The organism is Humibacillus xanthopallidus (assembly GCF_006716675.1).
Lineage (GTDB): Bacteria > Actinomycetota > Actinomycetes > Actinomycetales > Dermatophilaceae > Humibacillus > Humibacillus xanthopallidus_B.
In genome coordinates this window covers 1,512,332-1,534,798 of the sequence record NZ_VFPM01000002.1, presented here as the reverse complement: position 1 = coordinate 1,534,798, position 22,467 = coordinate 1,512,332, and the positions used below count along the sequence as shown (strand labels likewise).

The following is a 22,467-nucleotide window of genomic DNA, read 5'->3' as shown; positions in this document are numbered from 1 at the left end:
TCGGTGGTTCACTGACACGGTGGACGCCGTCGACGACGCCTTCGAGGCGGTCCCGCGAGCGGACTTCCTGCCGCGCGGGGTGCGCCGGCGCGCCGGCGTCGACGGACCACTGCCGATCGGGCACGGCGGCACGTGCTCGCAGCCACGCACCGTCGCCGACATGCTCCGCCTGCTCGACGTCCGTCCGGGCCAGCGGGTGCTCGACGTCGGCTCGGGGTCCGGGTGGACGACGGCCCTGCTCGGCCACCTCGTCGGCCCGGCCGGCCACGTCGTCGGCGTCGAGATCGAGCCCCACCTCGCCCGGTGGGGCGCCGAGAACGTCGCCCGGGCCGGTATGCCGTGGGCGCAGGCTCGCGCGGCCGACCCCGCCGTCCTCGGCCTGCCCGCCGAGGGTCCGTGGGACCGCATCCTCGTCTCGGCGCAGGCTGCTCGCCTGCCACAGGCGCTCGTCGACCAGCTCGCCGACCCCGGGCGGCTCGTCGTGCCCGTCGCCGGCCGGATGGCGCTCGTGGTCCTCGAGGCAGGAGCGACGCGGGTGAGCGAGCACGGCTACTACCGCTTCGTCCCGCTGCAGCCCGGCAGGTCACCCGCGGGCCACCTGATCCACGCGGCGGCGGCTACTACCGCTTCGTCCCGCTGCAGCCCCCGGCAGGTCACCCGCGGGCCACCTGATCCACGCGGCGGCGGCTACTCCAGTCACGGCCCCAGTCACAGCCCCGGTCTCACCCACGCTCACGATGCCGGCGACCCGCCCGCCAGCGCTTAGAGTGTGTCCGTGTTCGGACGCAAGAAGACCCTCAACGAAGAGCTCGCCCCGCCAGTCGAGCAGGACCAGGCGCGCCCCGGGGCCAAGAACCGCCCGACGCCGAAGCGTCGCGAGCAGGAGGCCCTCAACAAGCGTCCCCTCATCGTCACCGACCGCAAGGCGGCCCGCTCGACCGACAAGGCCGTGCGCCGGGAGCAGATGGCCAAGCAGCGAGCAGGCATGCTCGCCGGCGACGAGAAGTTCCTGCCGGCCCGCGACAAGGGGCCGCGTCGGCGCTTCATCCGCGACACGGTGGACGCCCGCTGGAACATCGGCGAGTTCATGCTGCCGATCATGCTCATCGTGCTGCTGCTCAGCTTCGTGCGCGCGAGCTGGGCGCTCATGGCCGTCTTCATCCTCGTCTACGGCCTCATCATCGTCGCGGTCATCGACGCCCTGCTCATGTGGCGGCGCACCCGCACGAAGATCGAGTCGAAGTTCGGCCAGTCCGAGAAGGGCGACGCGTGGTACGCCATCATGCGGGCCTTCCAGATGCGCCGCACCCGTATGCCGAAGCCCCAGGTCGCACGCGGCGACCACCCGTCCTGACCCCGGCTGAGGCCCCCGGTCAGAGCAGGTCGGCGAAGGCGAGCGGCGCGCGCGTCACGGCATACGTCGCGAAGTAGAGCCGGTCGACCGAACCGTCCTGCGCGCGCACCACCTCGAGGAGCTCGCCGCGCTCGCGGCCCTCGACGGCACGGAAGCGGTCGGCCACGACCTGACCGTCACGGCGCTCGGCGGCATACCGCGTCTCCGAGAGCGGGTCATCCTCGCCGAGGCGCGACCACAGCGCGCCGTCACGGACGAAGAAGGTGATGGGCGAGCCCTCCGACCACCAGAGCCCGAGCAGGTGCTCGAGCTCGGGACGGGGAGCCTCTGGCGCCCACGGAGCCGCCAGCGAGGGCTCGGCGTCGAGCACGGCCTCGACGAGGTCGGTGGCGAGGGCGAGCGAGAGCGCCCCCGAGCTCGCGTTCGCGAAGACGACTGCCCCCACGCCCTCGCGGCGGCGCACCCGGAGGCCGGTGAGGAAGCCGGGCATCGCTCCCCCGTGACCGACGTAGACACGCTCGCCGCGCCGGCCCATGCCGAAGCCGAGCCCGTAGGCGCCACCCCAGCTGTCGACGTCGGTCATGATGATCGGTCGGCACATCTCCTCGACCGTCTCGGCCGAGACGACGCGGCCGTCAGGGCGCGCGACGTAGGCCGCATAGCGAGCCATGTCGGCGACCGTCGACCACAGCCCACCGAGCGGAGCGGTCGCGCCCAGCTCGAAGAGGGGCTCCTCGCGGGCGGTGCCGGCGTAGGGGTCGATCTGGTAGCCGACCGCGCGGTCGTGCGCCGGCAGGAGGCCGGTGCGCGTCATGCCCAGCGGCCCCGTGACCCGGTCTCGGACGACGTGCTCCCAGTCCTGGCCGGTGACCCGTTCGATGACCTGGCCGAGCAGGCCGTAGGCGAGGTTGGAGTAGTGGAAGGCGTGGTGCGCGGGCAGCACCTGCTCGGCCTGCTCGACGCCGGCCACGAAGGCCTCGCGATCGGGGGCCTGCAGGCTCTCCCAGATGTTGCCGATCGGCTCGCGCTGGAGGCCGGAGGCGTGGGCGAGCATCTGCCGCAGCGGCACTCTGCCGTGCCGCGTGCCGGGCAGGTAGTCGCCCAGCACGTCGTCGAGGGTGAGCCGGCCCTCGTCACGCAGCGACATGACGGCGAGCGCCGTGAAGGTCTTGGTGACGGAGCCGATCATGAACTGCGTGTCGTCGTCAGCCGGCGCAGCCGACCCCGGCGAGACAGGCGCGCCGGGCTCACCCAGCCGCGCCGACCCGACGTGCGCCGACCACACGAGCTCGCCGTCACGGACGACACCGGCGCTGACGCCGGGTGAGCGCCACGAGCGCTGCGCCGTCAGCACCCGTCCGAGGAGGTCGCGCCCCAGCGCGTCGGACAGGCGTTCGCTCACTCCGCGGCCCGCAGGCTCATCGGGCCGTAGACGACGGCCTCGTTCTGGCGCAGCGTCACGGCCTCGACCCCGGCGGCGAGCAGCTCCTGCCACGACTCCCCGAGGAAGTTCTCGGCGTCGCTCTGGGTCGGGAAGCCGGCCGTCGGCAGACCCTCGCCCTCCATCGTGTTGCCGTGGGCGTCGAGGAACAGCCAGGACCAGTCAGCGCTCATGGCCTCACCCTAGCCAGCCGCCACGACAGCGGTCCGGACCGCCGCCCGACGTGCGGTTTGACGAGCGTGGGGGCCACGTGCCACGGTTCGCACGTACCGAAGGACGATGGGGCAAGCCGGTGTGACTCCGGCGCTGACCCGCAACCGTGATGCCGACGGCCGTTCCCCACCAGGGGGCCGGCTCGGGGCAAAGTCGGAAAACCCGCGTCCACTCGGCTCCTTTGTCAGTCTGTCGTGGAATGCGGACCGGAGTCGCCCGAAGGCACGGGGCCCCGGCCCCGCCTGCCCGCACGGTGTCCGACCGCGAGGAGGAAACCGTGTCCCTTGTTCGTCCTGGTCGCACGCCCCTGCGGGTCGTGCTGTCCCTGCTGCTCGCCGGCGCCTTCGCCGTCCTGACCATCGCCCCGGCGCAGGCTGCGGCCTACCGGTACTGGGGCTTCTACCAGCTGTCCGGCGGCGCCTGGGTCTTCGCCCAGAAGGGCCCGGACCAGACCGTGCCCGTCGACGGCAGCGTCGAGGGCTGGCGCTTCGCCGTGGGCGACGAGCAGTCGACCCGCCTCCCCCGCGCCGTGCTGACCTTCGACCAGCTGTGCGGGGCCACCCCCGCTGCTGCCGGACAGAAGCGGGTCGGGCTCGTCGTCGACTACGGCCGTCCGGCCGACTCCGGCGACGGGGCGACCCCGCCGCAGCCGGTCGCGCTCTGCGCCTCCGTGCCGACCGACGCGACGAGCACCGACGTGCTCGCCAAGGCGGGCAAGCTGCGCACCGAGAAGGGTCTCTTCTGCGCGGTCGCCGGCTACCCGGCCAAGGGCTGTGCCGACGAGGTCAAGGAGGTCAGTGCGGAGGCCAAGGCCGCCGACACCCCCGTGACCATCGCCGCCCCGGCTGAGGCGACCAAGACCCCTGCCGCCGTCGCGACGCCGATCTCGGCCCAGCCCGCCGCCCAGGACACGTCGACGAGTGCGGGAACCGTGGCGGCATACGTCGTAGCCGTCCTCGCGGTCCTCGCCCTCATCGGCTACCTCGTCGCACGCTCCCGCCGGGGGGCGGGCACCCGGTCCTGACCGGGCGACCGCGATGCCGCTCCGTCCGAGGCTCCTGCACCCCGCAGCCTGGTGGCTGTGGGGGCTGGGCCTCGCGACGGCTGCCTCGCGCACGACGAACCCCGTCGTGCTCCTGCTCGTCATCGGGGTCTGCATCGTCGTCGTGACGGAGCGACGCGATCCGGCGACGACCAACCCGCTGTGGGGCTTCCTCGCCATCGGAGCGATCATCATCGCCTTCCGCGTCGTCATGACGATGCTGCTCGGCAACGGCGTGCACGGCGAGACCGTCCTCTTCACGCTTCCGCGAGTTCCCTTGCCGGAGTGGGCTTCTGGCATCCGACTGGGTGGCCCGGTCACGCTCGAGTCGCTGCTGTATGCCGTCTACGACAGCCTGCGCCTCGCCGCGGTCCTCGCCTGCCTGGGGGCCGCCAACGCCCTCGCGAGCCCACGCCGGCTGCTGCGCTACCTGCCGGCGACGCTCTACGACGTCGGCACCGCCGTCGTCGTCGGCCTCACCTTCGCGCCCCAGCTCGTGACCGACGCCCGGGCGGTGCGCGCCGCGCGCACCCTGCGCGGCCACGAGGGCACCGGTGCGCGCGAGACGGCGCGGCTCGCCGTGCCCGTGCTCGAGACCGCCTTCGAGCGTTCCCTCGGCCTCGCGGCGTCGATGGAGTCCCGCGGCTACGGCCGGACCGTCCACGCCAGCACGCGCGACCGGCGACTCGCCTCGGGGCTCGCGCTCGTCGGCCTGCTCGGCGTGCTCGGCGGTCTCTACGGACTGCTCGACGCCTCGGCCGGGGGCGCTCTCGGCCTGCCGCTGCTCGCGGTCGGGGCCGCGCTCGCGGCCGCCAGCCTCGTCGTCGGCGCGTCGCGCGAGCGGCGCTCCGGGCACCGCCGGGACCGGTGGCAGTGGCCGGAGACGGTGACCGCGCTCGCTGGTGCCGTGCCCGCGGTCGTCCTCGTCGCCGGCTCCGTCCGGGGCTGGGACGGCATCATCGTCACGCCCGCACCGGGCCTGCCCGCGCTCCCCCTCCCCGTCGTGGCTGCCGTGCTCCTCGCCGCCGTGCCCGCGTGGCTCACCCCCCGACCTCGCGAGGAGGACCGATGATCACTTTCGACCACGTGTCGGTGACGTACGCCGGCGCGCCCGCTCCCAGCCTCCACGACGTGACGCTCGAGATCCCCGAGGGCGAGCTCGTGCTCGTCGTCGGCCCCACCGGCAGCGGCAAGTCGACCCTGCTGCGCACCATCAACGGCCTCGTGCCGCACTTCAGCGGGGGCACCCTGAGCGGGCGGGTCACCGTCGACGGGCTCGACACGGCGCGGCACCGCCCCCGCGACCTCGCGACCGTCGTCGGCCTCGTGGAGCAGAACCCGAGCACCACCTTCGTCACCGACGTCGTCGAGGACGAGGTGGCCTACGGCATGGAGACGATGGGCCTCGACCCGACCTCGATCCGCCGACGGGTCGAGGAGACGCTCGACCTCTTCGGGCTGACTCCCCTGCGCGGTCGGCCCCTCGGGGCCCTCTCAGGCGGCCAGCAGCAGCGCGCGGCGATCGCCGCCCTCTTCGCCGCCGGCCCGCGGGTGCTGGTGCTCGACGAGCCGACGTCGGCGCTCGACCCGGTCGCGGCCGAGGAGGTGCTCGCCTCGCTCCACCGGATCGTCCACGACCTCGGCGTGACCGTCGTGCTCGCGGAGCACCGTCTCGAGCGCGTCGTGCACCATGCCGACCGGGTCGTCCTCGTCGACGGCGGCCACACCTCCGACCTGCTCGACCCCGCCGAGGCGATGCTCGACTCGCAGATCTACCCGCCCGTCGTCGGGCTGTCGCGCCTCGCCGGGTGGGCTCCGACGCCGCTGTCGATCCGGGATGCCCGCCGCCGGGCCTCGGCGCTGCGTGAGCGGCTCGTCGAGGCGAGCTCGCGGTCGGTCCCCGAGCTGCGAGCAGTCGGTCCGGCCACGGCCCTGAGCGTCAGTGACCTGCGTGTCGTGCGGGCCGGCCGGATCGTCATCGACGAGCTCGACCTCGGGCTCGAGGCCGGCTCGGTGACGACCCTCATGGGCCGCAACGGCGCCGGCAAGTCGACCCTGCTCGGCGCCATCGCCGCGCAGCACCCGGTCGCCAAGGGGCGGGTGCGGCTCGGGGCGTCGTCGGTCGACCCGCACGCCGTGCCCCCGCGCGAGCGGGTGCGTGCGGTCGGGCTCGTGCCCCAGCAGCCCGAGCTGCTCCTCTACGCCGACTCCGTCGCGGCGGAGTGCGTGGCGGCCGATGCCGACTTCGGCGCGGCTCCTGGCACGACGGCCGCTCTGCTGCACCGCATCTCGGGAGGCATCGACGGGGCCCAGCACCCCCGCGACCTCTCCGAGGGCCAGCGCCTCGAGCTCGCGCTCGCCGTCATCCTCGCCGGCTCGCCCGAGGTGCTGCTCCTCGACGAGCCCACCCGGGGGCTCGACTACGGCGCCAAGCACCGGCTCGGCGAGGTCCTCTCGGGCCTGGCCGCCGAGGGCACGACCATCCTGCTCGCCACCCACGACGTCGAGCTCGCCGCCGAGGTGGCCGACCGGGTCGTCATCCTCGCCGACGGCGAGATCGTCACCGACGGCAAGGCCCGCGAGGTGCTGTCGGCCTCGCCCGCCTTCGCCCCCCAGGTCACCAAGGTGATGCTGCCGCAGACCTGGCTCACGGTCGCCGAGGTCGCCAACGCGATCGGGCGCTCGGCATGAGCTCCCGGCCGCCGGAGACGCCCGTCGCGACGGCACTCGGCGCCACACCAACCGGCTCGCGACGAGTCATCCCGCTGCGGTGGCCGGCCGTCGTGGCCGTCGCCGTCGTCGGCGTCGTCGGGCTCTTCGCCTTCATCTGGCCCTTCGTCGTCCCGGCCGAGGTGGCCATCGCGCACGGCAACGACGCTCCGTGGTTCTTCGCCGTGCTCATCGCCCTGCTCGCCGTCGTCTGCCTCGCCGAGGTCTCGGCGGGTCGCCTCGACGCCAAGACCGTGGCCGTGCTCGGTGTCGCTGCCGCGGCCGGCGGCGCGATGCGGCTGCTCAGCGCCGGCACGGCCGGGCTCGAGCCGATGTTCTTCGTCGTCATCGTCGCGGGGCGCGTGCTCGGTCCGGGGGTCGGCTTCGTGTCCGGTGCGCTCGCCGTGACGACCGGCGCCCTCCTCACCGGAGGGGTCGGGCCGTGGCTGCCCTTCCAGATGGTCTGCGCCGGCGGTATCGGGCTCGGCGCCGGGCTGCTCCCCGTCGCTGCCGGCAGCCGGGCCGAGCGGTGGGTCGTCGCGGCCTACGCCCTCGTCACCGGCCTCGTCTTCGGGCTCTTCATGAACCTGTGGTTCTGGCCCTTCCTCGGCGCCAACGCACCCACCGGCATGGGCTTCGTCCCCGGCGCCCCGGTCTCGGAGAACCTCGCCCACTACGCGCTCTTCTACCTCGCGACCTCCCTCGGGTGGGATCTCCCCCGCGGCGTGCTCAACGCCGTCCTCGTCGTCGTGGCCGGGCCGGCCCTGCTCCGCGTCTTCCGGCGAGCCGCGAGGCGTGCCGCCTTCGACGCCCCGGTGGCCTTCGAACCCCCGAGCGAGCAGGTGCGCCGGTGAGCCCCGCCACGCGGGCAACGGCGAGGGCCACGGCAAGGGCGTCGAGCACCACCCTCGTGACCGGTCCGGTGCGCAGCGGCAAGAGCCGCCACGCCGAGCAGCTGCTCGCGCACGAGCCCGCCGTGACCTACCTGGCGACGGGCCGTCGTGCCGACCTCGCCGATGCCGAGTGGACCCGTCGCGTCGAGGGCCACCGCGTGCGGCGCCCGATGTCGTGGACGACGGTCGAGACGAGCGACGTCGTGGGCGTCATCCGGTCGGCGCAAGGCCCGGTGCTCGTCGACTGCCTCGGCACCTGGATCACGGCGCTGGTCGACGAGAGCGGGTGGGACGACCTCGACGCCGCCGCCGAGCTCGTCGGGCGGCAGCGGCAGGCGCTCGTCGAGACGCTCTGCGCCACCCGCGTCCCCGTTGTCGTCGTCACCAACGAGGTCGGATGGTCACTCGTGGCGACGACCGCGTCGGGCCGCTTCTTCCACGACGAGCTCGGCCGGCTCAATGCCGCCGTCGCGGCCGCTGCCGCCCGCGTGCACCTCGTCGTCGTCGGGCGGGTCCTCGACCTCAGCGACGCCGCGGTCGTGCCCGAGGCGCTGCCGCCGGCCGTCCCCGATGCGTGACGCCTGGCGCCTCGCCGTCGGCACCTTCACCGCGGTGCCGGTAGGGGCGCCGCGCACCGTCGACCGTCGCAGTCTGGGGGGCGCGATGCTGCTCGCGCCCCTGACGACGGTCCCCGTCGTGCTGTCGTGGGTCGCCCTCGCACTGCTGACGGCTCGGGGCCTGCTGCCGTATGCCGTCGCCGCAGTCCTCGGGCTCGTCGTGCCCGCGCTGCTGTCGCGGGCCCTGCACCTCGACGGCCTGGCCGACCTCGCCGACGGCCTGACCTCGGGCCACGACCGCGAGCGATCGCTGGAGGTGATGCGTCGGGGCGACACCGGCCCGGCCGGGGCCACGGCACTCGTCCTCGTCCTCGGCCTCGACGCTGCCTGCCTCGCGGCCCTGCTCACCGACGCGGTCGGAGCGGTCCTCGCCGTGACCGCCCTCGTCGCGAGCCGGCTGGCTCCCGCGATCTGCGCGCGACACGGCATACCGCCTGCTCGGGAGGAGGGGCTCGGCCAAGGGGTGGCCGGCACCGTGTCGCGGCGAGCACTTGCGGCCCTCGTCCTGGTCGTCTGCGTCGCGGCGGGAGCCATAGCCGCGCTCCCACCGGTGGCGGCCGGGCGCCCGTGGGGGACGACGGCACTCGCCAGCGCGGCGGTCGCGCTGGCGGCCGCGGCCGGAGCGCTGGCGACGCGTCATCACGCCGTGCGCCGCCTCGGAGGCGTGACCGGCGACGTCATCGGAGCGGCCATCGAGATCGCCATGGCGACCGGCCTCGTCGTCGCGTCGGCCCTGCACGCAGCAACCTGACACGAGCGGCGGCGCGGGGCCGCCGCTCAGGCGACGGACGACCGTTGGTCGAGGGTCAGCTCGGGAGGAGCCGGGCCACTCTCGAGGGGAGGCGGTCGCGCCAGCCGGCCGCGGGAACGTCGCGCCGCACCTCCGCGATGCGCTCGCGGCGGGCCCGCTCGACCGCGGGTGACTCGAGCCTCGGCCACGGCTCCTCGCGGGCCAGGGCGCGGGCGAGGACGAGGTCGGCGAGCTCCGGGTTGAGTGCGAGCAACGGGCCGTGCAGGCGCGTTCCGAGCACGTTGCCGGCGAGGACCCCCTCGCCTGCGCCTTCGCCGCGGTTGCCCCGGCCCGCCTCGAGCGTGAAGAGCGGGCGGGCGCCGGGGTGGAGCTCGGTGCGCAGGTCGTTGGCCTCCCACCCGATGAGGGCTGGCAGGTCGAGGCTCGCGTCCGGACGGGTGACGACCGTGCCGGTGGCCTCGTGATCGGGGTGCACGGTGACCGGAGCGAGGCCCAGACCCTCCTGCGCCGCTCCGCCGGCGTCGACCCACGCGTGGCTCACGGCGTCGAGGCCGGCGTCGACGGCGAGCAGGACGGCCTGGCCGTCACGCACCCGGACGACGAGGTCGGTGTCGGCAACGCTGTCGACCAGCGCCTGCACCCCTCCGCGGCCGGTGCCGCCGAGGAGGTAGACGTGGGCGTCGACGAAGGCCCCGGGGCGGTCGACGGTCACGAGCTCGACCGAGACGCCACGGGCCGCGCCGCGGCGCGCCAGCGCAGCGGCATTCGCCTCGTCGGCGGCCGCGACGGTTGCGAGCGGGAAGAGCGTCGCGACGGTGAGGGACGGCTGCGGGCTCAATGGGTGCTCCCTCGGAACTGCTTCGAGATGCGGCGGAAGGCCGGGTAGTTGCAGGCGACGACCACCTCGCCGGGGGCGTGGCCCGTCACGGCCGACTCGAGGTCGGGCGCCTCGCGGACCGTCACCCCCGCGGCGTCGAGGATGGCGAGGCCGTCGGCCCGTCGCCCTCCGGTGACGTAGACCTCGCGCCCGGCCAGGCGGTGGAAGGGCGCCTCCCACATCGTCGCGGTGTCCTTCGGCCCGAAGGGGTCGAGCGCCACGACGAGCGGACGGCCGGTCGACACGGCGACGTCGATGGCCTCGGCCCATCCGGCAGGGTTCTTGAGCATGAGCAGGCGCGCCTGGTGCTCGCCCACGCGGTAGGGCGCATACCGCCCGTCGACGTCCGCGACGGCGCTGATGCGCTCGGCGGCCGCGTCGACGTCGACCCCCAGCGCGTCGGCGGCAGCGAGCGCGAACGCGCCACCGACCGGCCCGGTGCGACCCGGCACCGTGACGTGCAGACGGGTGCGCCCGCCGGCGTGCTCGACGGCCCACCCGTCACCGTCCTGCACGACGGTCCAGTCGGGCTCGGGCCGCGAGCGGTGGCAGCCGGGGCAGCTCCACGAGGTGTCGGTGAAGTCCTGCACCGTGCCGCACGCCGGGCAGACGAGCGCGTCGTCACGCCAGTAGAGCCCGCCGCTGACGCCGATGCGGCGAGGCGCCGTCTCGAAGGCCCAGCTGACGAGGGGGTCATCGACGTTGACGATCGCCACGCAGTCGTCGGGCAGGGTCGCGGCCGTGTGCCGCCAGTGCTCCAGCGTGCTCTTGAGCGAGACGCCGCGGGTGTACTCGCGAGAGGAGTTGAGCACGACGACGGCCTTGGGGCGCGTGCCGCGCGCGACCGGCCCGAGATAGACCTCGTCGCACTCGATCGCGGCCAGACCGCTCTCGCGGTCGGCCGCCATGGCGGTGACGATGCCGTCGGTCATGTTGGCGCCGGTGGAGTTGGACACGACGGCACCACCCGGCGAGAGGGCAGCAGCGACGAGGGCCGTGACCGTGCTCTTGCCGTTGGTGCCGGTGACGACGACGGTGCGTCGGTCGCCCGCCACCGCACGCAGCACCTCCGGGTCGACGCGCAGGGCGAGGCGGCCCCCGATCATCGAGCCGGAGCCGCGGCCGAGCGCCTGGGACAGCCGCCCGGCGGCCTTCCCGGTGGCGAGCGCCGCGCGGGCACGGAGCGGATCGCGTGCGTGAGTCAAAGCGGCTACCCTTCTGGACGGCGTGGGGTCGCCAGACATCTCGGTCGGCGACTGCCCGAGGACATGCCAGATCGTAGCCGCAGGCCGACCGCCGCCCGCGGGTGGATGAGGAGAGACCCCCGTGCGAGCGAGCGACGTCGGCATCGAGATCGGCACCGGTCAGGCCGGTCCCCACAACGCCATCACCGACGTCGCGGGCGTCCGGGTCGGCTACAGCACCATCGTCCACGGCGAGGGCGACCTCACCGTCGGACAGGGCCCCGTCCGCACCGGGGTGACCGTCGTGCGCCCCCACGGGGGTCGACCCTCGACGGAGCCGGTCTTCGCGGGCTACCACCGGCTCAACGGCTTCGGGGAGCTCACCGGCCTCGAGTGGCTCCACGAGTCGGGCATGCTCTCGAGCCCCATCGCCCTGACCAACACCGACAGCGTCGGCGTCGTGCGCGACACCCTCATCCGGCGGGAGACCCGCGTGCCCGGTCGGATGCCGATCATGCTGCCCGTCGTCGGCGAGACGTGGGACGGCATCCTCAACGACATCAGCGGTCAGCACGTCACCGCTGAGCACGTCCACGCCGCCCACGACGACGCCCGCGGTGGGCCGATCGCCGAGGGCAATGTCGGCGGCGGCACCGGCACCCAGTGCTACGGCTTCAAGGGCGGCACCGGCACCGCCTCCCGCGTCGTCGAGCTCGGCGAGCGACGCTTCACCATCGGCGTGCTCGTGCAGGCCAACCACGGCGACCGCAAGCACTTCGAGGTCAACGGTGTGCCGATCGGGCACGTCCTCACCAAGAAGGACGTCCCCTTCCCGAGGATGTCGGAGATCACCCGCGTCCCGCCGCCGGGCACTGGCTCGGTGCTCGCCGTCGTCGCCACCGACGCCCCCCTGCTGCCGCACCAGCTCAACCGGCTCGCCCAGCGGGCGGGGCTCGGCATCGCGAAGTTCGGCGCTCGCGGCGACAACTACTCCGGTGACCTCATGATCGCCTTCTCGACCGCCGCCCACGGCATGCCCGACCAGGGCCCCGGCGCCCGCACCGCGGTCGGGTTGCAGGTCGAGATGCTCGCGCTCGAGTACTTCGACACGCTCTTCGGGGCCGTCATCGAGGCGACCGCCGAGGCGATCCTCAACGCGATGCTCCAGGCCGAGACGATGACCGGTCGCGACGGGCTGACCGTCCACGCGCTCGACGGCGAACGGCTCGCCGGCATCCTCGACCGCTACGGCCGCCGCCGCTTCTCGCTGCGCTGACGACCGTCCCCACCGGGCTCTCGCCCGGCCGGGTCAGGTCAGGGCCGCCTCGACCTTGGCGATGGCGGCCTGCTCGTTGCCCGACGTGTCGTCGGCCGCCGCCGCGGCGTCACGGCAGCTCGCGAGCACCATGGCCCGATAGCCGTCGACGAGGTCGGGAGCCTTGGCGCGCAGGATCGCGACGGCCTGGCCGAGCAGCTCGAGCGTGCGTGCCTCGACCTGCTCCGGCGTGCCCTTGGGCAGCTCGGGAAAGCCGCCCTTGCCGACGAGAGCCGCGATCTGGGGAGGTGAGCCGGCGATCGCCTTCGAGGCCGCGAACGACTCCTTGAGGCTGTCGAACATGCCCTTCTCGGCCCGCGACACCAGCGCGCCGGCCAGCAGGGCGGCCGAGCGCAGCGTGCCGTGCTCGTCGTCGGTGAAGGTGGCGCCCGGTGCGCCCGTCGTGGCGGGCTGGTCCGCGGGGGTCTCGGTCATGGTCAGCTCCTCAGGGTGGGGTCAGGACGGAGGTCGTCCGCCTCCGATCCTGCCCCCTCGAGCCCGCGGTATGCCGTCCGGCGCGCCCCCGATCTCGGTGACGCGCCGTCGTGGTCACCCTCAGGACTCGCGGACCTGCACCTGCACGAAGGGCGGCTTGACGACGGTGGCCTCGACGCCACGACCGCGGACGTCCACGGAGACCGTCTCGCCGTCGGCGACGTCGGGAGCCAGCAGTGCCAAGGCGATTCCCTGCTTGAGGGTCGGCGAGAACGTGCCCGAGGTGACCTCGCCGACGGTCTCGCCGTCGCGGCTGACCACGCAGTGGGCCCGCGGGATGCCACGACCGGTGACGAGCAGGCCGCGGATGAGCCGGGTCGGGTTCGCGCGCTCGGCCTCCAGTGCGGCCTTGCCCCAGAAGGCGTCCTTCTTCCAGCCGACGGCCCAGCCGGCGCGGGCCTGGACGGGCGAGATGTCGAGCGAGAGGTCCTGGCCGTGCAGGGGGTAGCCCATCTCGGTGCGCAGCGTGTCACGCGCGCCGAGGCCACACGGCATACCGCCCCAGGGCTCGAGGGCGGCGACGAGGGCGTCCCACAGCGCGGGGGCGTCGTCCCAGCGGGGCACGAGCTCGTAGCCGCGCTCGCCGGTGTAGCCGGTGCGGCAGACGATGACCGGACGGCCCTGCCAGTCGGCCTCGACGAAGGACATGTAGTCGTGGCCCGTGGGCAGACCGAGGCTGCCCAGCACCTCGTCGCTCTTCGTGCCCTGCACGGCGATGACGCCGTAGTCACGGTGCAGGTTGGTGACGGTGATCCCGTCCGGCGCGGCCGCCGCGAGGCGCCGGACCACCTCGGCCGTGTTGGCCGCGTTGGGGATGAGGAAGACCTCGTCGTCGGACTTGAGGTAGGCGATGAGGTCGTCGACGACGCCGCCCGACTCGTCACAGCACAGGGTGTACTGCGCCGAGCCCGGCTGGATGCGCCGCAGGTCGTTGGTGAGGCAGGCGTTGACGAAGTCGGCCGCGCCCGGCCCGGCCACGGAGGCCTTGCCGAGATGGCTGACGTCGAAGATGCCGACGCGCTCGCGGACCGCGGTGTGCTCGGCGACGACACCACCGCCGGGGTACTCGATCGGCATGTCCCAGCCGCCGAAGTCGGCCATCTTCGCCCCGAGGGCGACGTGGCGGGCGTGCAGGGGTGAGAGGAGCGGGGAGGTCGTCCCCGACTGCGCTGTCGTCATGCTCGCCAACCTACCGTTCCGGCGGGCACGCGACGGCCCGGTTACGATCGAGCGCGCACGCCTGTCGTGCTGCCGCGCCCCGCCTGCCGGCCGGGCACCAGCCCGACGGTCGCACCCGCGCGAGCACCGACACCCCCGCGACGCCACGTCCCACAAGGAGCACTTCCGTGACCACCCTGACTCTCTCCTCCCGCTCGGCGGGAGATGCCGCGGTCGACGCCCTCGTCGTCGCCATCGTATCCGGCGACAAGGGCGCGGCCCTCGCCCCGGGGCACGGACTCGCCCGCCGCACGGTGACGCACCTCGGCTCCGTCATCGGCGACCTCGAGCTCGCCGGCAAGGTGGGCGAGGTCACGGCGCTGGCGTCGGTGCCCGACGTCAAGGCGCGCGTCGTCGTGCTCGCCGGCGTCGGCGCGCTCGGCACCGGCACGCCCGACGCGACCGCCCTCGAGGACGTCCGCAAGGGGATCGGGGCCGCGGTCCGCGGTCTCGCCAAGAAGAAGAAGGCCGCCGTCATCGTGCCGGGCACGTCCGCCGAGCTCGTCGCCGCAGTCGCCGAGGGCGTCAGCCTCGGGGCGTATGCCGTGTCGAAGGCCGGCACGACGAGCACCGACGCCGTCGAGTCCGTCTCGATCATCGGCCCCGGAGACGCCGCCTCGCGCAAGGCCGTCAAGCGGGCCGCCGCACTGGGCGAGGCGGTCGCCTACACCCGCGACCTCGTCAACCTGCCGCCGAACCTGCTCTACCCCGAGACCTTCGTCGACTCGGTCGCGGCGAAGATCAAGGGCAGCAAGGTCAAGCTCAAGTCCTACGACATGAAGGCCCTGCGCGCGGGTGGCTTCGGCGGCACGGTCGGCGTGGGCCAGGGCTCGGCCAACGAGCCTCGCATCGCGGTGCTCACCTACTCCCCCGCCCGTCCCAAGGCGACCCTCGCCTTCGTCGGCAAGGGCATCACCTTCGACTCAGGCGGCCTGTGCATCAAGCCTGCCGCGGGCATGCTGACGATGAAGTGCGACATGGCCGGAGCGGCGGCCGTCGCGGGCGCGGTGCTCGCCATCGCCGAGCTCGGGCTACCGATCGCCGTCACCGGCTACCTCGGCCTGGCGGAGAACATGCCGAGCTCGACCGCCCAGCGGCCGAGCGACGTCGTGACGATGCGCGGCGGCAAGACGGTCGAGGTGCTCAACACCGACGCCGAGGGCCGCATGGTGCTCGGTGACTGCATCGCCCTCGCCTCCGAGACGAAGCCCGACGCGATCGTCGACGTGGCGACGCTCACCGGCGCGCAGGTCATCGCACTCGCCAACACGGCAGCGGTCATGGGCAACGACGACGCCTTCCGCACGCGCGTGCTCGACGCCGCCGAGGCGGTGGGTGAGGCGATGTGGCCGATGCCGCTGCCGAAGGAGCTGCGCCCGGTCCTCGAGTCGATCAACGCCGACCTCGCACACAAGGGTGGGTCCGAGGGCGGCATGCTGACGGCGGGCATCTTCCTCAGCGAGTTCGTCGGCGAGGGCATCCCGTGGAGCCACCTCGACATCGCGGGCCCGGCCTTCAACGACAAGGGCCCGACAGGCTACTGGCCCAAGGGTGGCACCGGCTTCGGCGTGCGCACCCTCGTCGGCCTCGCCGAGTCCTACCTCTGACCGTCCCCCACCGTCGAGGGGCGACTCCTCGAGGGGTGGGCAACGTCGAAGGGCCAGAACGCGCGACGCGTTCTGGCCCTTCGACATGCCGGCGGCGACGGGTCGTGGCGACCCGGCCGGCCCGGGAGCCGTGCTGGTCAGCCGCCGGACTTGCGGCGGAACATCTGCTGCGCCTTGGCCGGCCCGTGGGCGCCGTGGACCTTCGAGCGCTCACCGTCGTCGGAGACGTCCTTGCCGCCGTGCGCGTGCTTCTTGTCGAGTGCGGCGCGGAACTTCGCCTTCATGTCCTCACTCGGGCCGGCCTTGGCTCCATCCCTGGCGCCCTTCTCCTGCGCCGATGTGTCCCCATCCTTCGTGGACATCGAGTACCTCCTTCTCGTTGGTGCCGAATCCGGCGTGGACGGAACGGGTTTCACTGTGTCAGCGACCCGGCATACGTGCCAGTGCTTTTGGCAGTCAGGCATCTCCCTGACGCTTGCGCTTGCTCCACTCACGCATGCGGTTGGGGTAGCCGGTCTGGTTGACGTCGTAGACGGGGATGCCGAGCTTGCGGCTCACCTCGAAGGCCTCCTTGGGAGACGGCACCGCCCGGCGGGTCCACTCGCCGTCCCACGCGATGAGCACGATCGTCGTGTTGGTGACGCTCGTCGCCGGCTCGACGTAGGCCTCGACGCCGCGCTTGGTCGCGACGAACGTCTGCAGGTGGGTCTCGACCTCCTTGCGGTCGATCTCCATCGCGGGCCCGTCGGATCGCCCCGGGAACTTCACGGTCTTCCGGGAGCTGCGGCGAGAGAACCAGCCCATGGCGGCACTGTACGTGCTCCACCCGTCATGACGCCTCGTGCTCGGGTCGGCGTGCCCTGCTTGTGACGTGCCCCTCGATCAATGACAAGATGCTCTTGCAGTCCACCCCGAATGCCCAGCACCAGCGCCACGAGCCCCACAAGGAGCATCAACTCATGTCGGCTGACGCCGCAGACGACTACGACGTCGTCATCCTCGGTGGAGGGTCGGGCGGCTACGCCTGCGCCCTGCGATCGGCAGAGCTGGGCCTCTCGGTGGCCCTCGTCGAGAAGGGCAAGCTCGGCGGCACGTGCCTGCACGTCGGGTGCATCCCGACGAAGGCCCTGCTCCACGCCGCCGAGATCGCCGACGTCGCCCGCGAGGGTGAGCGGTTCGGTGTCCGCACGACGCTCGAGGCGGTCGACATGCCCGGCGTCAACGCATACAAGGACGGCGTCGTCGGGCGGCTCCACAAGGGCCTGCAGGGCCTCGTCAAGGCCGCGGCCATCGAGTACGTCGAGGGCGCCGGTCGCCTCGACGGCCCGCACACCGTCGTCGTCGGCGACCGCCGCCTCACCGGCAAGAACGTCGTCCTCGCCACCGGCAGCTACGCGAAGTCGCTGCCGGGCCTCGAGATCGGCGGCCGCATCATGACCAGCGAGCAGGCCCTCTCGCTCGACCACGTCCCGGACCGCGTCGTCGTGCTCGGTGGCGGCGTCATCGGTGTCGAGTTCGCCTCCGTCTTCCGCAGCTTCGGCTCGGAGGTCACCATCGTCGAGGCACTGCCGCGGCTCGTCGCGGCCGAGGACGAGGCACTGAGCAAGCAGCTCGAGCGTGCCTTCCGCAAGCGCAAGATCGGATTCAAGACCGGGGTGCGCTTTGCCGGCGCGAGCCAGAGCGACGACGCCGTCACGGTCTCCCTCGAGTCGGGCGAGACCATCGAGGCCGACCTGCTGCTCGTCGCGGTGGGCCGCGGGCCCGTCACCGAGGGCCTCGGCTACGAGGAGGCGGGTGTCACCGTCGACCGCGGCTTCGTGCCCACCGACGAGCGACTGCGCACCAACGTCGACGGCGTCTACGCCGTCGGCGACATCGTGCCGGGTCTGCAGCTCGCCCACCGCGGCTTCGCCCAGGGCATCTTCGTCGCGGAGCAGATCGCCGGCCTGTCGCCGGCCCCCATCGTCGAGTCGGGCATTCCGCGCGTCACCTACTGCGACCCCGAGATCGCCAGCGTCGGCCTCACCGAGGCGCAGGCCCGCGAGCGGCACGGCGAGGTCGAGACCTACGAATACAACCTCGGCGGCAACGGCAAGTCTCAGATCCTCGGCACGCAGGGCTTCGTCAAGCTCGTCCGCGCAAAGGGTGGACCCATCGTCGGCGTGCACATGATCGGCGCGAGGATGGGCGAGCAGATCGGCGAGGCACAGCTCATCGTCAACTGGGAGGCGCACCCGGAGGACGTCGCCGGTCTCGTCCACGCGCACCCCACACAGAACGAGGCGCTCGGCGAGGCACACTTGGCCTTGGCGGGTAAGCCCCTTCACGCACACGCTTGAGCCAGTAACTCGGAAGAGGAGAGAACACGTCATGTCAGAACGCGTGACCATGCCGGCCCTGGGTGAGTCAGTCACCGAGGGGACCGTCACCCGCTGGCTGAAGAACGTCGGTGACAAGGTCGAGGTCGACGAGCCACTGCTCGAGGTCTCGACCGACAAGGTCGACACCGAGATCCCCTCTCCCGTCGCCGGGACGCTGCAGGAGATCCTTGCCCAGGAGGACGACACCGTGCCGGTCGGCGCCGACCTCGCCGTCATCGGCGACGGTGACGCTCCCGCCCCGCAGCAGTCCGCGCCGGAGCCGGCGGAGGAGCCGGCGGAGGAGCAGGCCGCAGCACCGGCACCCGAGGCCCCGAGCACCGAGCAGGAGCCCCAGCCGGCCACGAGCGAGCCGGAGGCCGAGCAGGCCGCGGCACCGCAGGCTGCCTCCTCGGGCAGCGCCGGCGGAGGCGGCCAGACGGTGACGATGCCCGCGCTGGGCGAGTCGGTCACCGAGGGCACCGTGACCCGCTGGCTCAAGGCCGAGGGCGACGAGGTCGCCGTCGACGAGCCGCTCCTCGAGGTCTCGACCGACAAGGTCGACACCGAGATCCCCTCCCCCGTCGCCGGCACGCTGACCAAGATCCTCGTCCAGGAGGACGACACGGTGCCCGTGGGTGCCGACCTCGCCGTCATCGGCGGAAGTGCCGACAGCGCCCCCGCGGCGCCGGCCCAGGCCGAGCAGGCCGCCCCCGCGGAGCAGCCGAGGGCCGAGGAGCCCCGGGCAGAGGAGCCCCAGGCCGAGGAGCCCCAGGCCGAAGAGCCCACGGCCGAGGCACAGAAGGCCCCCGAGCCTGCCGGTGCCCCCGCCGACGCCCCGCGGCCCCCGGCCCAGCAGTCGCCCGAGGCCGCCGAGCCCGCCCAGTCCGCCCAGTCCGCCCAGTCCGCAGCTGCGCCCGAGCAGCGTGACGACGCAGCGGCCTACGTCACCCCGCTCGTGCGCAAGCTCGCGACGCAGCACGGCGTCGACCTCGGATCGATCACGGGCACCGGCGTCGGTGGCCGCATCCGCAAGCAGGACGTCCTCGACGCCGCTGAGGCGGCCAAGGCGCCCGCCCCCGAGCCGGCCGCCCCGGTCGCGGCTGCGAGCGCACCCTCTGCCCCGGCACCCGCAGCCGCCGCTCCCGCCACGGTCTCCCCCAAGCGGGGCACGCGCGAGAAGATGACCCGACTGCGCAAGGTGATCGCCACGCGCATGGTCGAGTCGCTGCAGGTCTCGGCCCAGCTGACCACCGTCGTCGAGGTCGACCTGACGAAGGTCGCCCGCCTCCGTGCGAAGGTCAAGAGCGACTTCGAGGCCCGCGAAGGCACGAAGCTGAGCTTCCTGCCCTTCCTCGCCCTGGCCGCCACCGAGGCGCTCAAGGCGCACCCGATGGTCAACGCGAGTGTCGAGGGCGACGAGATCGTCTACCACGGCACCGAGAACCTCGCGATCGCCGTCGACACCGAGAAGGGCCTGCTCGTCCCGGTCGTCAAGAACGCCGGCGACCTCAACATCGCCGGCCTCGCCCGTGCCATCGCCGACCTCGCCGACCGCACGCGCAACAACAAGATCGCTCCCGACGACCTCGCCGGTGGCACGTTCACCATCACCAACACCGGCAGCCGCGGTGCGCTCTTCGACACGCCGATCATCAACCAGCCGCAGGTGGCGATCCTCGGCACCGGCGCGATCGTCAAGCGTCCCGTCGTCGTCACCGACGCCGACGGCGGCGAGACGATCGCGATCCGCTCGATGATGTACCTCGCGCTGTCCTACGACCACCGCATCGTCGACGGTGCCGACGCCGCACGCTTCCTCGGCACGATGAAGGCCCGCCTCGAGGAGGGACGCTTCGAGGCATGATCGCCGCACCCCACGTAGGGTGAGACGCATGGGCAAGCGCGTCGCCGTCACCGGCTCCTCCGGACTGATCGGCGGCGCGCTTAGCCGTCACCTCACCGATCGAGGTGACACGGTGCTGCGCATCGTGCGACGCGACCCCCAGGGGCCCGATGAGATCCGCTGGGACCCCGCGCGCGGCCAGCTCGACGCGGGAGCTCTCGAGGGTGTCGACGCCGTCGTCAACCTCGCTGGCGTCGGCATCGGTGACAAGCGCTGGAACGCCGAGCACAAGCGCGAGGTCGAGCGCAGCCGCACCGACGCCACCGGAACGGTGGCCCAGGCGCTCGTGCGGGTCGCCGAGGAGTCGGGTCGGCGGATCCGCCTCGTCAACGCCTCCGCCGTCGGCTTCTACGGTGACCGGGGTGACGAGGTCCTCACCGAGGAGAGCGCTCCGGGCCAGGACTTCCTCGCCGGCGTCGTCACCCGGTGGGAGGAGGCCACGCAGCCCGCCGTCGACGCCGGGCTCTCGGTCGCGTGGGCGCGCACCGGGCTCGTCATGTCGCCCGACGGCGGCGCGTTCTCGCCTCTGCTCCTGCTCGGCCGCCTCGGGCTCGGCGGACCCATGGGGTCGGGCCGAGAGTGGTGGCCCTGGATCACGATCGTCGACGAGGTGGGCGCCCTCACGCACCTCATCGACCACGACGAGATCGTCGGCCCGGTCAACCTCGTCGCCCCGACGCCCGCGCGCCAGAAGGACATCGCGCGCGAGCTCGGCCGGGCGCTGCACCGGCCGGCCTTCGTGCCCGCACCGCGCTTCGCCCTGCGCCTCGTCATCGGCGAGTTCGCCGACTCGATCATCGCCAGCCAGCGCCTCGAGCCGCAGGTGCTGACCCGGGCCGGCTTCGCCTTCGAGCACGCCGACCTCGGCAGCGCCGTCAGCTGGCTGGTGCGCTGACCGCTGCGATCCGCCACCCCTCGGAGCCGCGCACGAGGGTGAAGTCGAGCACCTCACCCGTCGCAGCCGGCCGCTCGACCCGCTCGCCCGCGCTCACGAGGGTGTATGCCGTCCAGTCCACCCGCGCCCGCACCACGGACCCGGCGCCCTCCGCCGACACCACGGCGGCGTGGGCGACCTCGAGCGACAGACCCTCCCAGCGTGCCTCCGCGGCGCGCAGTCTCGCGATGACGGCCACATCGGCGGCGTGCGCGGGTGAGGAGCGCTCGTCGACCCCCGCCAGACGCCCCGGGTCGCGCCTCACCAGTGCCTCTGCGCGGCGGTCGCTGAGCGCCTGGATGAGGTCCTGGGGAGACGTCCGCGGTGCGTCGACCTGGCGCAGCAGCGCCTCCACACCGCTTGTCGCGGTGGGCGATGCCGGCGACGGGGTGGGTGTCGCGCTGGTGCCCGGCCCGGGGGTGACGCCCTTGCCGATGACCACCGAGGGTCGCGACGATCCCTCGGAGCCCGCTGGCCGGACGGTCTCACTCGCCGTTGCCCTGGACAGGGCCGACACCACCCCGGCTGCGAGCGCCACGACGACCACCCCGACCAGCACGGCGAACAGCGCGGCTGCCCCCGCGGACCGACCCGACCACGACCGACGGGCCCTCGAGACCCGCCACCAGCCCGGGGTGGCCTCGGGCGCGGCCGCGGCAGCCTCGTCGGCGGCCTCGGCGCGGATCCGATGGGTGAGCGCAGAGGCCTGGTCGGCGCCGACGACCACCTCGACCGCCTCGGCCGGGGCCGCCTCGTAGAAGAGCCGAGCGGCCTCGGGCGCGGACGGCCGCCGCGCGGGATCGGGATCGATGCAGGCACCGATCACCTCGGCGAGCTGGCTGCCGACATGACTGCGGATGACCTCCGGGTCGAGCCGCAGCATGGTGTCCGGAGCGCCGTTGCCCGTGAGGCAGAACCATGCCAGCGCACCGAGCGAGAAGACGTCGCTGGCCTCGGTGGGGGCGAACCCCTGCCGCACCTCCGGCGCGAGGAAGCCCTCGGTGCCGTGGATCGGCGCATCCGGCGAGGCCCCGGCGAGGCGAGCCGCTCCGAGGTCGAGAAGGAGGGGCTTGCCGTCGGCGGTGAGCATGACGTTGGACGGCGAGATGTCACCGTGGAGCCCGCCCGCACCGTGCAGGGCCTCGACCGCCTCGCACATCGGCGTGACGACCGTGACGGTCTCGCCGGGCCGGAGCCGGCCCCTCGCGCTCACCGTGCTCCGCACGGAGGCCCCGATGACGAGGTCGAAGACGAGGGCCACGCGGCCGTCGGCCATGGCCACGACGTCTCGCAGGGTGACGAGATGCTCGTGGCGCACCGCCATGAGCACGTGCGCCTCGGTGCGGGTCGCGTCCTCGTCGGCCAGCCAGCCGACCTCGTGGGCCACCTTGATCGCCACGGCCTGCCCCATCGCGTCGCGGCCCTGCCAGACGGTGCCGGAGGCGCCTCGACCGAGCACGGACTCGACCCGGTGCCCGGGCACCTCGGGACGTGCAGGGTTCCTGTCGCTCACCCGTCCATCGTCACAGCGTCGTCGACTCCGGCGCGGGCGTC

General features: G+C 73.4%; 22 protein-coding genes and 1 riboswitch. Of the genes, 13 read left to right on the top strand and 9 right to left on the bottom strand.

Translation table 11 applies throughout. The features are described from left to right. Positions 1–19: 19 nt before the first annotated feature. Together FBY41_RS14965 and FBY41_RS14960 are read left to right on the top strand one after the other, a co-directional pair. A complete protein-coding gene (locus FBY41_RS14965; RefSeq protein WP_141844985.1) occupies positions 20–766 on the top strand; it encodes a protein-L-isoaspartate O-methyltransferase family protein in 747 nt (248 codons plus the stop codon). A gap of 9 nt (positions 767–775) precedes the next feature. Then, on the top strand, positions 776–1,354 hold the full coding sequence (locus FBY41_RS14960; protein ID WP_141844984.1) for a DUF3043 domain-containing protein: 579 nt from the start codon (positions 776–778) through the stop codon (positions 1,352–1,354). 19 nt (positions 1,355–1,373) lie between these two features. On the opposite strand, the gene FBY41_RS14955 is transcribed toward FBY41_RS14960, so the two are convergent. Further along, positions 1,374–2,756 (bottom strand): serine hydrolase domain-containing protein, encoded by a 1,383-nt coding sequence (locus tag FBY41_RS14955; RefSeq protein ID WP_141844983.1) that lies wholly within the window; start codon positions 2,754–2,756, stop codon positions 1,374–1,376. Continuing rightward, complete coding sequence (locus FBY41_RS14950; protein ID WP_141844982.1) at positions 2,753–2,968, bottom strand: hypothetical protein; 216 nt, start codon at positions 2,966–2,968, stop codon at positions 2,753–2,755. Before FBY41_RS14950 ends, FBY41_RS14955 begins: the two co-directional genes overlap by 4 nt. A 74-nt stretch (positions 2,969–3,042) precedes the next feature. After that, positions 3,043–3,192: riboswitch (cobalamin riboswitch) on the top strand. Positions 3,193–3,285: 93 nt separating this feature from the next. Between FBY41_RS14950 and FBY41_RS14945 the strand changes: the two genes are divergently transcribed. Genes FBY41_RS14945 through FBY41_RS14920 form a run of 6 tightly spaced genes read left to right on the top strand, consistent with a single transcriptional unit; the run spans position 3,286 to position 9,020 of the window. Then, positions 3,286–4,032, top strand: a complete 747-nt coding sequence (locus FBY41_RS14945; RefSeq protein ID WP_260439790.1) for an SCO2322 family protein — start codon at positions 3,286–3,288, stop codon at positions 4,030–4,032. Positions 4,033–4,045: 13 nt separating this feature from the next. After that, positions 4,046–5,122 carry an energy-coupling factor transporter transmembrane component T gene (locus tag FBY41_RS14940; RefSeq protein WP_141844980.1) on the top strand — a complete coding sequence of 359 codons (1,077 nt, stop codon included), beginning with the start codon at positions 4,046–4,048 and terminating at the stop codon, positions 5,120–5,122. Beyond that, on the top strand, positions 5,119–6,741 hold the full coding sequence (locus FBY41_RS14935) for an ABC transporter ATP-binding protein (RefSeq protein ID WP_141844979.1): 1,623 nt from the start codon (positions 5,119–5,121) through the stop codon (positions 6,739–6,741). The genes FBY41_RS14940 and FBY41_RS14935 overlap by 4 nt, the downstream gene beginning before the upstream one ends. Further along, the gene (locus FBY41_RS14930) at positions 6,738–7,613 is read left to right on the top strand and encodes an ECF transporter S component (RefSeq protein ID WP_141844978.1); all 876 of its coding nucleotides are present in this window, start codon (positions 6,738–6,740) and stop codon (positions 7,611–7,613) included. The genes FBY41_RS14935 and FBY41_RS14930 overlap by 4 nt, the downstream gene beginning before the upstream one ends. After that, the gene (locus FBY41_RS14925) at positions 7,610–8,230 is read left to right on the top strand and encodes a bifunctional adenosylcobinamide kinase/adenosylcobinamide-phosphate guanylyltransferase (protein ID WP_141844977.1); all 621 of its coding nucleotides are present in this window, start codon (positions 7,610–7,612) and stop codon (positions 8,228–8,230) included. Before FBY41_RS14930 ends, FBY41_RS14925 begins: the two co-directional genes overlap by 4 nt. Next, the gene (locus FBY41_RS14920) at positions 8,223–9,020 is read left to right on the top strand and encodes an adenosylcobinamide-GDP ribazoletransferase (protein WP_141844976.1); all 798 of its coding nucleotides are present in this window, start codon (positions 8,223–8,225) and stop codon (positions 9,018–9,020) included. Before FBY41_RS14925 ends, FBY41_RS14920 begins: the two co-directional genes overlap by 8 nt. 55 nt (positions 9,021–9,075) lie before the next feature. Here FBY41_RS14920 and FBY41_RS14915 read toward each other — a convergent pair whose 3' ends face one another. Further along, positions 9,076–9,858, bottom strand: coding sequence for a hypothetical protein (locus FBY41_RS14915; RefSeq protein ID WP_185749070.1), 783 nt, complete (start codon positions 9,856–9,858; stop codon positions 9,076–9,078). After that, on the bottom strand, positions 9,855–11,102 hold the full coding sequence (locus FBY41_RS14910) for a Mur ligase family protein (RefSeq protein ID WP_185749069.1): 1,248 nt from the start codon (positions 11,100–11,102) through the stop codon (positions 9,855–9,857). The genes FBY41_RS14915 and FBY41_RS14910 overlap by 4 nt, the downstream gene beginning before the upstream one ends. Positions 11,103–11,223: 121 nt before the next feature. Between FBY41_RS14910 and FBY41_RS14905 the strand changes: the two genes are divergently transcribed. After that, positions 11,224–12,357: a DmpA family aminopeptidase gene (locus tag FBY41_RS14905; RefSeq protein ID WP_141844973.1), complete on the top strand. Its 1,134-nt coding sequence runs from the start codon at positions 11,224–11,226 to the stop codon at positions 12,355–12,357. Between the two features lie 33 nt (positions 12,358–12,390). On the opposite strand, the gene FBY41_RS14900 is transcribed toward FBY41_RS14905, so the two are convergent. Beyond that, entirely contained in the window at positions 12,391–12,831 is a 441-nt protein-coding gene (locus FBY41_RS14900) for a hypothetical protein (protein ID WP_141844972.1), read from the bottom strand. A 120-nt stretch (positions 12,832–12,951) separates the two neighbouring features. Next, positions 12,952–14,070 (bottom strand): glycine cleavage system aminomethyltransferase GcvT, encoded by a 1,119-nt coding sequence (gcvT, locus tag FBY41_RS14895; RefSeq protein WP_185749068.1) that lies wholly within the window; start codon positions 14,068–14,070, stop codon positions 12,952–12,954. 167 nt (positions 14,071–14,237) lie between these two features. Between gcvT and FBY41_RS14890 the strand changes: the two genes are divergently transcribed. Next, positions 14,238–15,716 carry a leucyl aminopeptidase gene (locus FBY41_RS14890; protein WP_141844971.1) on the top strand — a complete coding sequence of 493 codons (1,479 nt, stop codon included), beginning with the start codon at positions 14,238–14,240 and terminating at the stop codon, positions 15,714–15,716. A gap of 137 nt (positions 15,717–15,853) precedes the next feature. Here the strand turns inward: FBY41_RS14890 and FBY41_RS14885 are convergent, their stop codons facing one another. After that, on the bottom strand, positions 15,854–16,078 hold the full coding sequence (locus FBY41_RS14885; RefSeq protein WP_141844970.1) for a DUF5302 domain-containing protein: 225 nt from the start codon (positions 16,076–16,078) through the stop codon (positions 15,854–15,856). Positions 16,079–16,172: 94 nt separating this feature from the next. Further along, positions 16,173–16,520 (bottom strand): hypothetical protein, encoded by a 348-nt coding sequence (locus FBY41_RS14880; RefSeq protein ID WP_260439789.1) that lies wholly within the window; start codon positions 16,518–16,520, stop codon positions 16,173–16,175. A gap of 155 nt (positions 16,521–16,675) precedes the next feature. On the opposite strand from FBY41_RS14880, the gene lpdA reads away from it, so the two are divergent. From lpdA to FBY41_RS14865, 3 genes are read left to right on the top strand one after another with little or no spacing between them, the layout of a single operon-like run. After that, entirely contained in the window at positions 16,676–18,055 is a 1,380-nt protein-coding gene (gene lpdA, locus FBY41_RS14875; protein ID WP_141844969.1) for a dihydrolipoyl dehydrogenase, read from the top strand. Positions 18,056–18,086: 31 nt separating this feature from the next. Continuing rightward, on the top strand, positions 18,087–19,940 hold the full coding sequence (gene sucB, locus FBY41_RS14870) for a 2-oxoglutarate dehydrogenase, E2 component, dihydrolipoamide succinyltransferase (protein WP_141844968.1): 1,854 nt from the start codon (positions 18,087–18,089) through the stop codon (positions 19,938–19,940). Between the two features lie 28 nt (positions 19,941–19,968). After that, complete coding sequence (locus FBY41_RS14865; RefSeq protein ID WP_141844967.1) at positions 19,969–20,874, top strand: TIGR01777 family oxidoreductase; 906 nt, start codon at positions 19,969–19,971, stop codon at positions 20,872–20,874. Here FBY41_RS14865 and FBY41_RS14860 read toward each other — a convergent pair. Further along, positions 20,855–22,426: a serine/threonine-protein kinase gene (locus FBY41_RS14860; protein WP_141844966.1), complete on the bottom strand. Its 1,572-nt coding sequence runs from the start codon at positions 22,424–22,426 to the stop codon at positions 20,855–20,857. The two genes, FBY41_RS14865 and FBY41_RS14860, sit on opposite strands and share 20 nt — an antisense overlap. Positions 22,427–22,467 lie beyond the last annotated feature (41 nt).